This is a genomic window from Acinetobacter sp. 228 (assembly GCF_048147885.1).
The window spans coordinates 1-13,345 of sequence record NZ_JAYWYV010000030.1; the positions used below are offsets into that span (position 1 = coordinate 1).

18 protein-coding genes and 1 pseudogene are annotated in these 13,345 nt (G+C 34.9%); 12 read left to right on the forward strand and 7 right to left on the reverse strand.

The window, feature by feature from the left end; translation table 11 throughout:
• Nucleotides 1-419: 419 nt before the first annotated feature.
• From VXQ92_RS14885 to VXQ92_RS14900, 4 genes are all read left to right on the forward strand, one after another.
• Nucleotides 420-956, forward strand: a complete 537-nt coding sequence (locus VXQ92_RS14885; protein ID WP_416682333.1) for a porin family protein — start codon at nt 420-422, stop codon at nt 954-956.
• A gap of 157 nt (nt 957-1,113) precedes the next feature.
• Nucleotides 1,114-1,725, forward strand: a complete 612-nt coding sequence (locus tag VXQ92_RS14890) for a recombinase family protein (protein ID WP_416682334.1) — start codon at nt 1,114-1,116, stop codon at nt 1,723-1,725.
• Nucleotides 1,726-2,428: 703 nt separating this feature from the next.
• Nucleotides 2,429-2,776, forward strand: a complete 348-nt coding sequence (locus VXQ92_RS14895; protein ID WP_416682336.1) for a hypothetical protein — start codon at nt 2,429-2,431, stop codon at nt 2,774-2,776.
• Between the two features lie 42 nt (nt 2,777-2,818).
• Nucleotides 2,819-3,406 (forward strand): DUF1643 domain-containing protein, encoded by a 588-nt coding sequence (locus VXQ92_RS14900; protein ID WP_416682338.1) that lies wholly within the window; start codon nt 2,819-2,821, stop codon nt 3,404-3,406.
• A gap of 66 nt (nt 3,407-3,472) precedes the next feature.
• On the opposite strand, the gene VXQ92_RS14905 is transcribed toward VXQ92_RS14900, so the two are convergent.
• From VXQ92_RS14905 to mobQ, 7 genes are all read right to left on the reverse strand, one after another.
• Nucleotides 3,473-3,766, reverse strand: coding sequence for a type II toxin-antitoxin system RelE family toxin (locus VXQ92_RS14905; RefSeq protein ID WP_000221358.1), 294 nt, complete (start codon nt 3,764-3,766; stop codon nt 3,473-3,475).
• Complete coding sequence (locus VXQ92_RS14910; protein ID WP_000246756.1) at nt 3,756-4,001, reverse strand: type II toxin-antitoxin system RelB/DinJ family antitoxin; 246 nt, start codon at nt 3,999-4,001, stop codon at nt 3,756-3,758. Before VXQ92_RS14910 ends, VXQ92_RS14905 begins: the two co-directional genes overlap by 11 nt.
• A 105-nt stretch (nt 4,002-4,106) precedes the next feature.
• The gene (locus VXQ92_RS14915) at nt 4,107-4,865 is read right to left on the reverse strand and encodes an NYN domain-containing protein (protein WP_180191606.1); all 759 of its coding nucleotides are present in this window, start codon (nt 4,863-4,865) and stop codon (nt 4,107-4,109) included.
• A 345-nt stretch (nt 4,866-5,210) separates the two neighbouring features.
• Entirely contained in the window at nt 5,211-5,735 is a 525-nt protein-coding gene (locus VXQ92_RS14920) for a plasmid replication DNA-binding protein (RefSeq protein ID WP_039090898.1), read from the reverse strand.
• Nucleotides 5,736-5,813: 78 nt separating this feature from the next.
• Complete coding sequence (gene repM / locus VXQ92_RS14925) at nt 5,814-6,743, reverse strand: replication initiation protein RepM (RefSeq protein ID WP_416682340.1); 930 nt, start codon at nt 6,741-6,743, stop codon at nt 5,814-5,816.
• Between the two features lie 211 nt (nt 6,744-6,954).
• A complete protein-coding gene (locus tag VXQ92_RS14930) occupies nt 6,955-7,176 on the reverse strand; it encodes a hypothetical protein (RefSeq protein ID WP_416682342.1) in 222 nt (73 codons plus the stop codon).
• A 101-nt stretch (nt 7,177-7,277) separates the two neighbouring features.
• Nucleotides 7,278-8,714 (reverse strand): MobQ family relaxase, encoded by a 1,437-nt coding sequence (gene mobQ, locus VXQ92_RS14935; RefSeq protein WP_416682349.1) that lies wholly within the window; start codon nt 8,712-8,714, stop codon nt 7,278-7,280.
• 208 nt (nt 8,715-8,922) lie between these two features.
• On the opposite strand from mobQ, the gene VXQ92_RS14940 reads away from it, so the two are divergent.
• From VXQ92_RS14940 to VXQ92_RS14975, 8 genes and pseudogenes are all read left to right on the forward strand, one after another.
• The gene (locus VXQ92_RS14940) at nt 8,923-9,198 is read left to right on the forward strand and encodes a mobilization protein (RefSeq protein WP_180001806.1); all 276 of its coding nucleotides are present in this window, start codon (nt 8,923-8,925) and stop codon (nt 9,196-9,198) included.
• A gap of 64 nt (nt 9,199-9,262) precedes the next feature.
• On the forward strand, nt 9,263-10,027 hold the full coding sequence (locus VXQ92_RS14945) for a hypothetical protein (protein ID WP_340836295.1): 765 nt from the start codon (nt 9,263-9,265) through the stop codon (nt 10,025-10,027).
• A 193-nt stretch (nt 10,028-10,220) separates the two neighbouring features.
• Nucleotides 10,221-10,412 carry a hypothetical protein gene (locus VXQ92_RS14950; RefSeq protein ID WP_416682344.1) on the forward strand — a complete coding sequence of 64 codons (192 nt, stop codon included), beginning with the start codon at nt 10,221-10,223 and terminating at the stop codon, nt 10,410-10,412.
• A gap of 187 nt (nt 10,413-10,599) precedes the next feature.
• The gene (locus tag VXQ92_RS14955) at nt 10,600-10,788 is read left to right on the forward strand and encodes a YqaE/Pmp3 family membrane protein (RefSeq protein WP_004641934.1); all 189 of its coding nucleotides are present in this window, start codon (nt 10,600-10,602) and stop codon (nt 10,786-10,788) included.
• 620 nt (nt 10,789-11,408) lie between these two features.
• A complete protein-coding gene (locus VXQ92_RS14960; RefSeq protein ID WP_004641928.1) occupies nt 11,409-11,624 on the forward strand; it encodes a cold-shock protein in 216 nt (71 codons plus the stop codon).
• 111 nt (nt 11,625-11,735) lie between these two features.
• Entirely contained in the window at nt 11,736-11,963 is a 228-nt protein-coding gene (locus VXQ92_RS14965) for a hypothetical protein (RefSeq protein ID WP_416682347.1), read from the forward strand.
• 66 nt (nt 11,964-12,029) lie between these two features.
• Nucleotides 12,030-12,227 (forward strand): hypothetical protein, encoded by a 198-nt coding sequence (locus VXQ92_RS14970; RefSeq protein ID WP_064095820.1) that lies wholly within the window; start codon nt 12,030-12,032, stop codon nt 12,225-12,227.
• Between the two features lie 124 nt (nt 12,228-12,351).
• A pseudogene (locus VXQ92_RS14975) lies at nt 12,352-13,196 on the forward strand (integrase core domain-containing protein); the annotation flags it as partial.
• Nucleotides 13,197-13,345 lie beyond the last annotated feature (149 nt).

Consider the following 13,345-nt stretch of genomic DNA (forward strand, 5'->3'; position numbering starts at 1 on the left):
TTTATGTTTTAATCATTATTCAAATTTTTTAAAGATAAAAAAACCTTTTAAGGATTTTTCTTGTTATAAATTATTTCTTTGCACACAAAAAATAACACATTAAAATTATAGCATAATGTAGTTTTTCTCATGACAACTGCTATAGCTGATTACTTAATGGATTATCATAATAAAAAATATTAGACCTCTTGCGAAAGTATAGTTTTATCTAATTTTTGAATTGGCTAAAACCTCATAAAATATAGCTTTCGACTGCTTAAAATTTGACTAACGCAAGAAGTCTATTTATTAATCAAAAAATATCTTACTAATTAGTATAAATTTATTGCAAATTTTTATTTATATTTCCAATATATACAAATCCTTTAAATCAATGATTTATGGGTTTTTATATAACTTCAATATTCATGAGATATACAATGAAAAAACTGCTTTTGGTATCACTTCTTGGGGCTGTTGCAGCAACTACGGCCAATGCTGGTAATACAACAATTCAGCCATATGTAGGCGCTGGCTATACATTTTTAAATAACGATGATGTTGATGTACATTTTCTAGGCCTGAATGGTGGTTTGCAATTTAATGAATATGTTGGTGCTGAAGTATTCTGGAATAAATCTGTGAATGACATCGAGTTCGATGGCGATTTAGAAGAATTTGGTGTAAGAACTGATGCCGATGTTCAATACTATGGTATTGGCTTAACAGCTAAATATCCTTTAGCAAATAACTTCTATGCTAAAGGTATGGCTGGTTATGCACGTGTTGACCTCGATGTAGATGCTACTTTTCAAGATTATACAGTTTCAACTAGCGAAGATGATTCAGGTTTAATCATTCAGGCTGGAGCTGGCTATAACTTCACTCCAAACTTGGCTGCAGAAGTAGCTTATACACACGTTAATGCGTTTGATGGCTTTAATGGTGTAAATGCTCAATTAAAATATAACTTCTAATTTGTTGAGTTAAAGAGCGAGGAGAAAATCCTCGCTTTTTTTATCAAAAGAGTATAGCTGAATGATAAAGAGCCAAATCGCATACAATATCTATCATTAGACTTAATGTGATAATTAAATGATAGTATTATCATTAATCTAACAGAATTAAGATTAAATGATAGAAATGAATACACGTATTTATCTACGAGCCTCAACCAAAGATCAAGATGCACAAAGAGCTTTGCAGATTCTGCAGGATCTAAACCAAGATCTGAATTTGGGCGAGATCACTGTGTATATGGAAAACTATAGTGGTACAAAACTAGATCGGCCTGAATTGAATAAGCTACTGTCAGAAGCAAATAAAGGAGATACTTTGCTGGTTGAAAGTGTAGACCGCTTATCACGCCTAACCCAAAGGGATTTTCAAGAGCTGAAGCGCAGAATCCAAGAAAAGGGACTTCGCTTAGTTGTGGCAGATCTTCCTACTACCTATCAAATGATTAAAACTAGTGACAGCATTACTCATTCAGTCCTGGAGCTCATCAACAATATGCTGATTGATCTACTAGCAACAATGGCTCGTCTGGACAATGAGAAACGCATAGAACGTATTAAGCAGGGCTTAGCGCGTTCGGGTTACAAGCCAACAGGTAAGAAGGCAAATGAGGCTAAACATAAACGAATAAAAGAACTGCTGGTGGCTGGAAATATGACTAAAGATGAAATTGCTAAAGCAGTAGGTTGTGGGGTTGCGACTGTTTATAGAGTTGCTAAAGTTATTTAAAAGAGACTTGTATCAAGGCTTCCCTTAGTCATATCTATTTGTAAGGGGAAAAAGCATTCTTAAAGGTTAAAAGAAGGAATTAATAATGAGAAAGCATTTGATTTTCCTGGTTTTTATAGTGATGATTTTTATTTTAGCTCTAGTTGTGAAGATCAATAATGATCAGAAAAAAAAGCAAGAGTTAAATAGATTGGAGCTAGTTGAAAAGAAAGCTAATTAACTAAAAATTGAGTTATACTTTTTCAATAACGATAATAACTAAGCCCAGAAAACACCTAAACCCAGTGCTGCACCAGCTTGGTTTTTCTTTATATTTTAGAATAGTACTTTAGCAAATATCATAAAAGACCGGCCTGTTCCCAAGCCGGTCTTTTACATCGTCGAGCATTATAATTTTAACATAAATATATGAATTTTAAGATAAAGAAAAAGCCATATAGTCTCTCCCGGAACTATAAGGCTTATTAAGCACTGTAATTTTTTCTTAATCATCTACTTATCGATGTAGATTTGAATATATATATTTTACCAATAGGTAAAAAATAAAAATATAAGACAAAAGACGAATACGTTAGGAAATCAGTTTAGAAGCTATTAATTTCGTATAACCGTCATTATGTTAAATGAATATTAAAAATAAACTTGAAATATCCCATTAAAGGATTATATTAATCCTTTAATGGGATATTTATGGATTTTTAAAATGATTGTACCTGTCGAACGAGTTGCTTACTTATTAGCTCTTATGTTGAAAAGAAGTAATAAAACAAAAGGACGTATAAGTGAAAAAACATTGAGAATAATATCTGGAAGACAACGTCTGAGAGGAGCTTTTCATATTAATCTTTATGAAAATTTAGCAAACTTAGGTATAGAAATAGTTGAATTAGATAGAGGTGGTTATGCTCTCTATCATAGATCTATCATGGAGGGAGTGCCTGTTTTAACTGCTAAGAATCTTATACCACGAGAAGAGCGGATATCATTATCATTAGAAGAAATCATCAAGGAATTAGATGATGAGAATGATGACTTAGATATAGAAGAGTGAATCTCACGTATTATTAATATTGACTATTTTATAGGGAGCTTTATGAAATTTGATGTTAAAGGCTTATTTTACGTTGATGAGTATGGCTATCCTTGTCGTAAGTACCTAGATATTACTAAAAAAAATGTTGATTGTAGCAGTCCAGAATTAATGGTTATCATGATGAATCCTGGCTCTTCAACACCAAAAGATGGTTTAGATAATGGTTGTACGTTAACTGAAACCATTCCAGATCCTACACAGTTCCAAATCATGAACATTATGGAGAATACAGGCATTAATTTTTCTCGAATTCTTAATTTATCCGATTTGAGAAATCCTAGCTCTTCTAAATTTTATTCAATGATTAAAAATAATCGTAAGGATACAAAGCATTGTATTTTTGATGACTCTAGAAAAGAGGATTTGGATGCTCTTTTTATTAAAGGGTTACCCACTATTTTTGCTTGGGGTGTGGATTCAACATTAAAAACATTAGCTGATTTAGCTGTAAAAAAACTTGAAATAGCTAAACCATTGGGAGTTTTAAAAGGAGGTTCTCAGTATTATCATGCGCGACCTCACTTGAAAAGTGAGCAAGAAATTTGGATTTCAACTATTTTAAAGCAAATGAGCATAAAAGATTTTTAAATTTCTCTAAAATTAACATGATACACGTTATACGAAGGCAGAAATGGGAGCTATAAACTCCCATTTTTAGTCTTTAATTCGCTTTTTCGCTTCGTCATAAACTATGCTATCAGCTCGTTTTCCGACGGTAATGAGCAGGATAACTACCTGATCATCTTTAACTTGATAGACAAGTCGGACACCAGCTTTTAATAATTTGATTTTATAGCAACCTGCAAGATCGCCTCTAAGCATATTCTTTGGAATATGTGGCTGCTCTATGACTTTGGCTAGTTTCTTTTTAAATTGATCTCGTATAGCAACAGGGAGTTTTTCCCATTCTGCTGTAAAGTCCTTGTGACGTAAAAGCTTATAAGTCATCTAATGTGACTTCCTCAAACATCTCTTTAGGATCATTAATGCGCTTACGGACAAGAGCTAATAATTCTTCATCTTCTTCCGAAAGCAAAGCTTTTTTGACGGGCAGTTTCCCAGTCGTAGCAACATACTCAAGAATACTAGTGAAGAAATCCGTAGGTGCAATACCTTGCTCTTTAAGGATTGAATAAGATTTTTCTTTAAGGGCTTCATCGACCCTGAAGTTAACAGTAGCCATCATCTTTCCCAAGTGTTTAATGTACTAGGAATAGTGTAATGCAAATTGCATTACAAGTCGACTTCGCATAACCGCCATTATGCTAAATAGGCGTTAATTATTAGGTTACTTAAAACGAATATACATATGATATATATGAGATTCATCGCTAGGCTTACGTTTATCGACTTCGATATAATTTAGGTTTTCTACTAAAGCACTTAATTTTTCATAACCATAACTACGAGCGTCAAAAGAAGGATCATTCTTAACCATATATCCTCCTACTCCAGATAAAGAAGCCCAATCTGAGTCTTTTGATACTGCATTAATAGCAACTTTTAATGCATCTTTTAACTTTTTATCTTTTGATAATTCAATTTTTTTATTTGTTTTTGGAGGAGTTTTACCACTTACTTCCAAGGGAGTAACTTCTTCTAGTTTAGGTGTTAAATTTTCAACAAAAATAAATTGATCACATGCAACAATAAAAGCATTGGGAGTCTTTTTTTCACCAAAACCGTAGACGACTAAACCATTTTCTCTAATTCGTGTTGCTAGTCTTGTAAAATCACTATCTGAAGAAATTAAGCAAAATCCATCTAGATGACTCTGATGAAGTAAATCCATTGCATCAATTATGAGTGCTGAGTCTGTAGAGTTCTTTTTCGATGTATAGCTAAACTGTTGAATTGGTTGAATTGCATGCCTATGAAGTTCTTCTTTCCAAGATTTTAAATTTGGTTGAGTCCAATCACCATAGATCCGCTTAATATGAGCTGTACCAAAGCGTGCTATCTCTTTTAATAAATTTTCGCATACAGAAGCTTGAGCATTATCTGCATCTATTAATACAGCAAGTTTTAAACTATTTATTTCAGACATTTTTAGATATTTATCAATGGTTTAATTTAATTTATAAAAATAACACCTGAATTACAATGTTTATTATGATTTTTATTGAGTAATTTTAATTTATCTAAAATTAACATAATACACCTTATACGAAATGCGTTATAATTCTCTTGAAAATTCAACGCTGTAGTTCCTAGTTGATAGCCCGAACATCCCTGTTCGGGCTTTTTTTGTGATTTTTCACGTTCCACGCCTATTATTTAAGCAATGTTTCACGACTTTATTCAGTTTTAATAAACATCATCCGGTTTTTTGATGAGTCATTATTTCATGTGCTTGCACTGAAATTGGCTCATCAAAAAATTGGAGTCCTGGCTAACCATAAGGAAGGAAAAAACGGCTCAGGAAGCCTCTCTTTTTAGGTTCAGGCTCAACGTGTTCTGGGACAGGGATACGTTTGTTCTCTGGAGTAGTCAATCCGTCATCTTTAGGTGGAACGACTATTACCTCTTCCTTCATTTCTACAATGGGAGCTGATTGAGGGAGTTCGAGTTCACTAGGGTCTTGGATCTTTGGTTTGGGTGCTTCCAGTAGACGTTGCATCGTCTCAATTTGATTTTGATAAAAGGATTCACGCTCTTTTGCATCATCAAGCTGATTTTTCAGCATGTCTATCTGTTGCCTAAGTAGTAAAACTTCTGCCGAATTTGGACTGTCTATTTTTACAGACTCTTTTACATCTAGTTTTTTTGAAGGTTCGCCAAAAACACGGATAGCTTCAGCCAGATCAATTTTATTATCAGAATTTTTACTTAAAATTCCTTTCTTTATGTTGTTGTAAATCGTTTGTCTATTGATATTGTAAAGCTTAGAAAGCTCAAGAACTGTAAGGCTTTTCATGCTGTAAATCTATGCCTAACTCTGTCAAAAGTTGTTGTCTATTAGACTGCCTAATAGACAAATGATCAAGTATAAATTTTAGGCAGATTGATAGCCAACTTTTTGAAGATAAGGGAATAATTCTTGGAATTTTTCACTATCTTGAAGCATTTCAGCAATACGTATAGCGAATTGTGGATAGCTTTCTGTACCCTGAGAATACTTACCCATTTCTGGTAGTTCGGAAAGTTTAGTAGCGAATAAGTGGCGTTGCTTATCTGTCATTCTCGAGAACAGATCAGTTGTATTAGGATCTCTATTAGTTTCTATAGATCGAATAGTTACTTTCTTTGGCTTAAAGCTAAAAGAAAATCCTGAGATTGAACGACCTTTTTTATGCTGTTCGTATTTAACAGTTATATCTGAAAATTCGTTGATTTGATCTACTGCAATATCTAAAACACGTCTCTTAAATGCTTCCATTCGAGTGTATTCGTTAACACCTATACCAAGTTGGCTACGAAATTTATTTAATTCATAAACAGGCGTTTTCCCTACAGACTTCCATTGCATTAAGAGTTCATAAAGACGTACTGCATAAACGCTTTTGAAGTCAGCAGTTTTTTTCAAATGATAACTAGTAAAATACTGTTCAAACCCATCTATTTTAGTGACATGTTCAATTACCACACGAGTTAAGGTAACTAAAATTCTTCCTTCACCTTTCCGATAATTAGCATCTTGAATCCAGCGACTTTTTGTTAAAGTTCCATCTTCATTGGTAATCGTAAATTGTCTTTTAAAAAGAGAATCTTCTGCTTCAATTAATGCTAAATAAGCTGCATCTGGAGAAACGTTAAATGCTTTAGCATATCTAAGAGCATTTAATTCTAAAGGTTCATCTGTTGATAATCCTTGTCCAGTCTCACGAGCGTCTACAATTGCGAGCTGAAGTAAACGGGTTTCGCTTAAAGTAAGTGTCTGTAAAGCTTGTACAAGTTTATTAGATTTTACGACTAAGTCTGTCATGTCATTCTATTTAGCAACAATTTTATTGTGTTGCTATAACAACATAATAAATATTTGTTGTCAAATACCGAGGAAACGTTGCTATATAACCGAGGAAACGTTGCTATATAACCGAGGAAACGTTGCTATATAACCGAGGAAACGTTGCTATATAAAGCTTGAAAGCCTTATAAATAAAAGGATTCAGCCAAGTTAAAAACATTTAAAAACTTTAAAAATAATTAAAAGCATATTTCATGAAAAATTGCCCTTGGTTTTCGCTACGCTCAAACTCTATTGAATCTCGCTTTCGCTCGATTCGTTGGGGCAATTTTTGCTTCATATTTTCGTGACTTTTAGAAAAAGCAAAAGCAACTCGGAATTCGCTTCGCTCATGAGCTTTTTTTCTCGCTACGCTCGATTTAAGAATCAAATTTGGAAAGTTCGCACCCATGCGGGATGCTCTGTAGGGTAGGTGATTAATGGATAGGGAGCTTGTAATCAGGGAAAGGGATGGGCAAATTTTCTCAGTTCGCTCGTAGACACTCGCTCTGTTTAGCGACTCATGCCACGAGATTTCATTTTAGGCGCATGTTGCTGTGCTTTGAGCTGTTGTTCCTGTCTGAGTTTCATCTGTTGTTCTGCTTTGATCTCATCCACACATTTTTTAATGACTTGATAGGTTGGGTATAGAGTCTGGTATTGCTTGGCTTTGGCTGGATGTTGTTGTTGGTACTGCTTCCAGGCATGTTCTTTAAACTTTTCATTTTCCAATAAATCCTTCACACCATGTTTTTTCTGGTGTTCATGCTGACCTTTCAGCTTTTTGTGCTCCTGGTAAATCGTATCACGTTGGGCTTCCCAGGCTTTTTTTCCAAACAGTAAGGGTTTGTTCTGAGTTAATTCGTTGTGTTGATCGACCAGGCTTTGCAATTTGTCATGACTTTGCTTGAGTCCGCTTTTCACGATCTCCTGGGCAAGCTGCTGATTGAACTCATTTTGATGTTTGTGGTGCTTGGTCAGGGTTATTTCGGCTTGTTTGAGATTACGCTGCATGAAATCCAGGTCTAGATTCGCGTCTTTTGCGCTGATTTCGCGTTTTAGCACTTTGCCAAGGGTTTCCCTCTGTTTTTCCTCAAACAGGGCTTTTTCGTCAATTGGTGGCGTTTTAGCACTATTTTTGATTTGGATCTGCTGTTCAGTTTTTAGTGTATTGAGTTTGATCTCATTTTCAGCAATCAGCAGATCCATATTTTTGCTGTATTGCAGCTGAGCCTGATTTCTCTGTTTGATTTCGTCATTGCTTCGGCTGATTTCGGTCTCAATCCCTTTTCGGCGCAGTTCGGTGACTTTCGGCCCTTCGTGCAGCGTGGCTTCTAAACCATTCTCCTGGTCTTTGTAGCTGCGGTGGTCGACTCGGGCAGTGTATCCAGCCAGATCCAGGTGCATATTGCAGATATCGGCAAAGTGTTCGCGCCAGTGTTCGATTTCTCCACTGTGTTTCTGATCCAGTTCCCGGGTTTTCTCGGTGAAGCCTTCCGGAGTAAGTTTGCGTGTGCTCATCAGGATATGCGCGTGATAATTGCGTTCATCACTACCAGATCCAGTATGCGGTGCATGAATACAGGCATCGATGGCCACCTGATGTCTGTCCACGATACTGGCGCATAGCTCTTCGAGCATGGCCAGGCGTTGTTCCTGATTTAATTCACTTGGAAAAGCGATTTCAAATTCTCGGGCAACTGTCGAGTTTTTTCGGGTTTCCCGTTGTTCAACTTCGTTCCAGAGTCTTTCCCGGTTTTTTAAATGTTCTGGTGCGCCTTCGGGTAAATAAATTTCTTTATATTCCACACCTGTTTTTCGGCTGTAATCATGTTCTCGGCCCTCACGTTCACAATAGATCTTTTCACCTGCCCGATAGGCAATCGCAGCAGTAGCGGAACGCCCTGCTGATCGTGCTACGGTTTTGACTGAAAAGTGGTAAATCGCCATGCCTATTTTCGCTTTTAAATTTTCACGTAGTGAAATACAACCGTGGATACGGTTGTCGGGGTATTGGGGAGACCCCAATCGGACTTGCAAACGAAGTTTGCATAAGTGCGCTCTTCGAGGAAAACATTACTATACATATAGCACCTTGAATGCATATTCAAGTGCGCTTATGTTAGGGATGGTTTCCCTGGATGACGGTATTGAATGAATGAGCATTACTGAAACATTAGACAGTAAAATTAAGGCCCAGGAAGAGAAGCTGAAGCAGCTCAAAGCTCAAAGGCAGGCAGCTCTGGCAAGAGAACGTGCCAAAGAAAAAGAACAGGCAAGAAAGGATGATACAAGACGTAAAATTTTGATCGGATCCTGCATGTTGAAAATCACAGAAGATGATGAACAGGCCAGAGCAAAACTGATTGCTCAAATGGACCGTTATTTAACAGACGAGCGAGATCGTAAACTTTTTCAATTGAATACTAATTAAAAGTGAAAAATCTCTATTACTATATTCTTAATTATTAAAAATACTCGAAAGAAGGGGTAGTGAAATGTTTTTAAAAAAAAGATGGTTGGCCGTTTCTTTCTTCGCCTTTATGAGTGTAGTTCAAGCTGAAGAGGTTAAACCTTATAAATATTCTGAAGCTTCCGATTCGTATACTTATAGAGCTCAACTAACTCATACTATATTCCACATTTCGTCCAATCCTTTAATAATTTCAAGTAACCTTAAAAAAGATATTCTAGGAGAAGATACTCAGTATGAATTTTTAAAAAAAATTTTTAAAAAAAATAATAGTCTTATAGTGGTTACATGGCCTGGTCCTATATATGGTATGCAGAGTGCTAAAGTAACCTACTATATTTATGAGATAAATAGTCTTGGTGAACTAATCAATCGTGATGAAGTTCATTTTGACGGTGTAAGTGAAATTGAAGTAAACGAGACGCCTAAAGGAATCAAAATTTATAGCGAGCAATCAAAAAATCATGGAAAAACATTTATTTATGAATTTATTAATGGGAAAGTATTTGATTTTTCCACTTCAATGAATACTTCATTAATAAAAAAAGAAGAAGAGAGGCTGTGTAAGGGGTTTTATGATTTATACACGACTTATGAATATGAATATGATCCCTATCGTAAGGTTGAAAATATTTATGATCTAGGAACAGCTAATTATTCTTGGATCTCTTATAAAGTAAAATCGTCGCCGAAGCTTTCAGATCAGTTAATAAACACATTAAAAGGAAGGGGCTTAAAAGAACGTCAGCAAATGAATTATATGAGTTTTAAGAATAGTTTTTGTGATTAGATAATTACGCTGATTTTAGTTTAGGTTATGGATTATCGTTAAATTTCGTATATGAGTTTTTATGTTAAATGTTCTTTAGATTTGAGCCGTTTATGATGTTCAATAAAAGATGTCTATAAAATCGGTGGCTATTCAGATATAGCTACTAGCATGCACTTCTAATAAGCTATTTTCAGTTATTCTAGGAATTGCGATGAACACTCATATTGCCACTACGACAAATACAATTATGTTTCCGAAGGCCTATACTCTTTGTTTATCAAGAAAAAATGTACAGCTTTTTGCAGGAGTGTTGGTATGCGATCAGTGCCAGGAAAACATCAGGCTCACGAATCCAAGTATTTTTCCGGCCAATGATGAAACTGAACAAAAAGCTCAGAACTGATTTTGACTGTATAATTTTTAGTTTGCATTTAGTGATGCCAAATAACGATAATTTATGAATAAAGTCAAAGTGCACGGTCAATTACATAAATAAGTAAATCTTGAATAGACGGATACGCCTATAGGTTGTTTACTTCTGCCTCTTATTAGTTGTTAAGGCTTTTGAAACTTCTTAAGAGGAAATTAATATGAAATTTCTGATAGCGTTGCTCTTTCCTTGGTTGCCTTTCTTTATGATAGGTCGACCTTTTGCAGCAATGATATGTTTGTTTCTTCAAGTTACCCTTTTAGGCTGGCTCCCAGCTGCGATCTGGGCTGTGCATGCTTTATTGCAAGATCATGCAGACCAAGAAGCGAAAGCAGCTTTATATCACTAAGTTTAATTTAACTCTCTCCTAAGCATTCTTGAAATTGCTACTGTCAAAGCTCATTGAATAATGAGCTTTGCTTATTTGGTATAAGAAATTTTATGTTAAACAAAGACAATTATTATTTCTTCAAAAGTTAAAAACCGCCTAACAGGCGGTTTTTCTTATTAAATATGGCTATTCGGCCATATTGAAAGCGGTAAAATTTGGCGGTTTATATATGATTTGCGTATGGGAAAAAATCATCATTCCCGAAATTAAAAACATCAATATTGTTATTACAGAACTATATAATCGCATTCATTACTTATCAATCTTACTAGACCAACGTCTTAATCTTGTATTGTTACATTTACAATAAAAATATGATTTTATTGTATTTTTTTTGATTAATTTTGTTTTTTATAAATTTAATGAATATGTATATAAGAAAACTTGATTTTTACTATTTTTAGTGTATAGTTGACTTAACTAGAAAAAAGTCTTGTTCCGGTAAATCTTCTTTAAGTATCGCAGTTTTAGTCATAATCCTTCGTTTTTTCAGATTTTAAGTCGCTTCTTTATTATTTTCAAAGTTATACCCAGTCAATAAAATGACTTAAAATTATTAAAAATTAGTAGGATATATTATGTCAAACTCAAATGTTGTTAAAGGTACTGTAAAGTGGTTCAACGAAACTAAAGGTTTTGGTTTCATTCAACAAGAATCAGGTCCAGACGTTTTTGCTCATTTTAGCGAAATCGCAAGTTCAGGTTTCAAAACCTTAATGGAAGGCCAAATGGTTGAATTCAGCGTAGCCCAAGGTCAAAAAGGACCGAATGCTGTAAATATTATTGCTATCTAAGCAGTAATAAGCAGTAATAAAAAGCACTCATGAGTGCTTTTTTTATAATTTAAAATTAAATTTTAAAGTTATTTCCAAAATTGGAAAATTTTCAGAAAAACAGGATTCAAGTTGTTAAAAATAAATTATTTAATTGCAAAAGCTAAAAATGGTACTGAAATTATTGTTTCATTAACTCCTCTTAATAAAATGCAAAGTACACGTCAGGGGTTAAAAACAATTGAAGTGGGTAAAAGAGTTCTTCTCTCATCTGGGATGGAGGTCGATTTAAATTTAGATGGCCGTACATTTTATACTTCTTTAAATCAGCTATTTAAACTCGATCACAGAGTTATTTAGATAAAAAAATAAAAATCAGATATTTATTTAAATAGTTTCTACTGTAATTTTATGGAAGGTATATACATGCTTAAGCAGAGTATTAATGTTAAAGATCAGTTTGGGGTTAAACACACTATTCAAGCAACTGTGGATCATCAGTTTGCCAGTACCCGCTCTCATTCGAATATAAAACATATCACTGTTGATGGTGAAAATATTCGACCTAGTTTTGAAATGTTTTTTCAGAGTACCGTAAGTGGGAAAATTTTCAAAATTGCATAAATAATGCGAATTTTAAGCTAGTCCTTTTAATTTAAACTGGAATATTAAATCGTATACATAACCATTTTAAAAATAATTGTTTATGATTAAAATTTGGTGCTGCGATAGCATCTACTAGAGGTGGAACCACCTCTATGATGCTACTGAACAGGCTGTTATTGATTTCGCAATTCAATATCCCGCATATGGTCAGCACCGTACTAGTAATGAATTACGCAAGAAGGGTGTATTCGTTTCAGGGAGTGGGGTTCGCTCTATATGGCTTCGTCATGATTTAGAAAACTTTAAGAAGCGTTTAAAAGCACTTGAGGCTAAAGTGGCACAGGATGGTATTGAATTAAATGATCAGCAGATTGCGGCACTTGAACGTAAGCATGAGGATGACGTTGCTTGTGGTGAAATCGAAACAGCTCATCCAGGCTATTTAGGCGCGCAAGACACCTTTTATGTCGGGAATCTCAAAGGTGTTGGACGAATCTACCAACAAACATTCATCGACACTTATAGCAAGGTCGTTCATTGCAAGCTCTATACAACAAAAACACCGATTACAGCGGCTGATTTACTCAATGATCGTGTGTTGCCATTCTATCAATCTCAGGACTTACCAATGCTTCGCATCCTCACAGACAGAGGTACTGAGGATGCGCTAAGGTAGAACAACATGACTATGAGTTGTATCTGGCAGTCAATGATATTGATCACACGAAGACAAAAGCAGCTTCCCCGCAAACAAATGGTATATGTGAGCGTTTCCATAAGACGATTTTGCAGGAGTTCTATCAAATTACGTTCAGGAAGAAGCTTTATAGCTCATTGGAAGAATTACAGGTTGATCTAGACGATTGGCTGAAATTCTATAATACTGAACGGACTCATCAAGGAAAAATGTGCTGTGGTCGTACACCACTTGAAACTTTACTTGATGGAAAACGGATTTGGGCTGAGAAAAATTTAGCTCAAATTTAACCTGACAGGCACAATAAAAAATGGGTAACTGTCAGATCAGGTTTGAGCTAGTACACTTTATGCAACAATGCCGAGATAAACCCAATATTTTAAATCTATCCCTGATATTTAGTTATACGTCGAAGTTGCTCTAATTCTTCGATTAAATC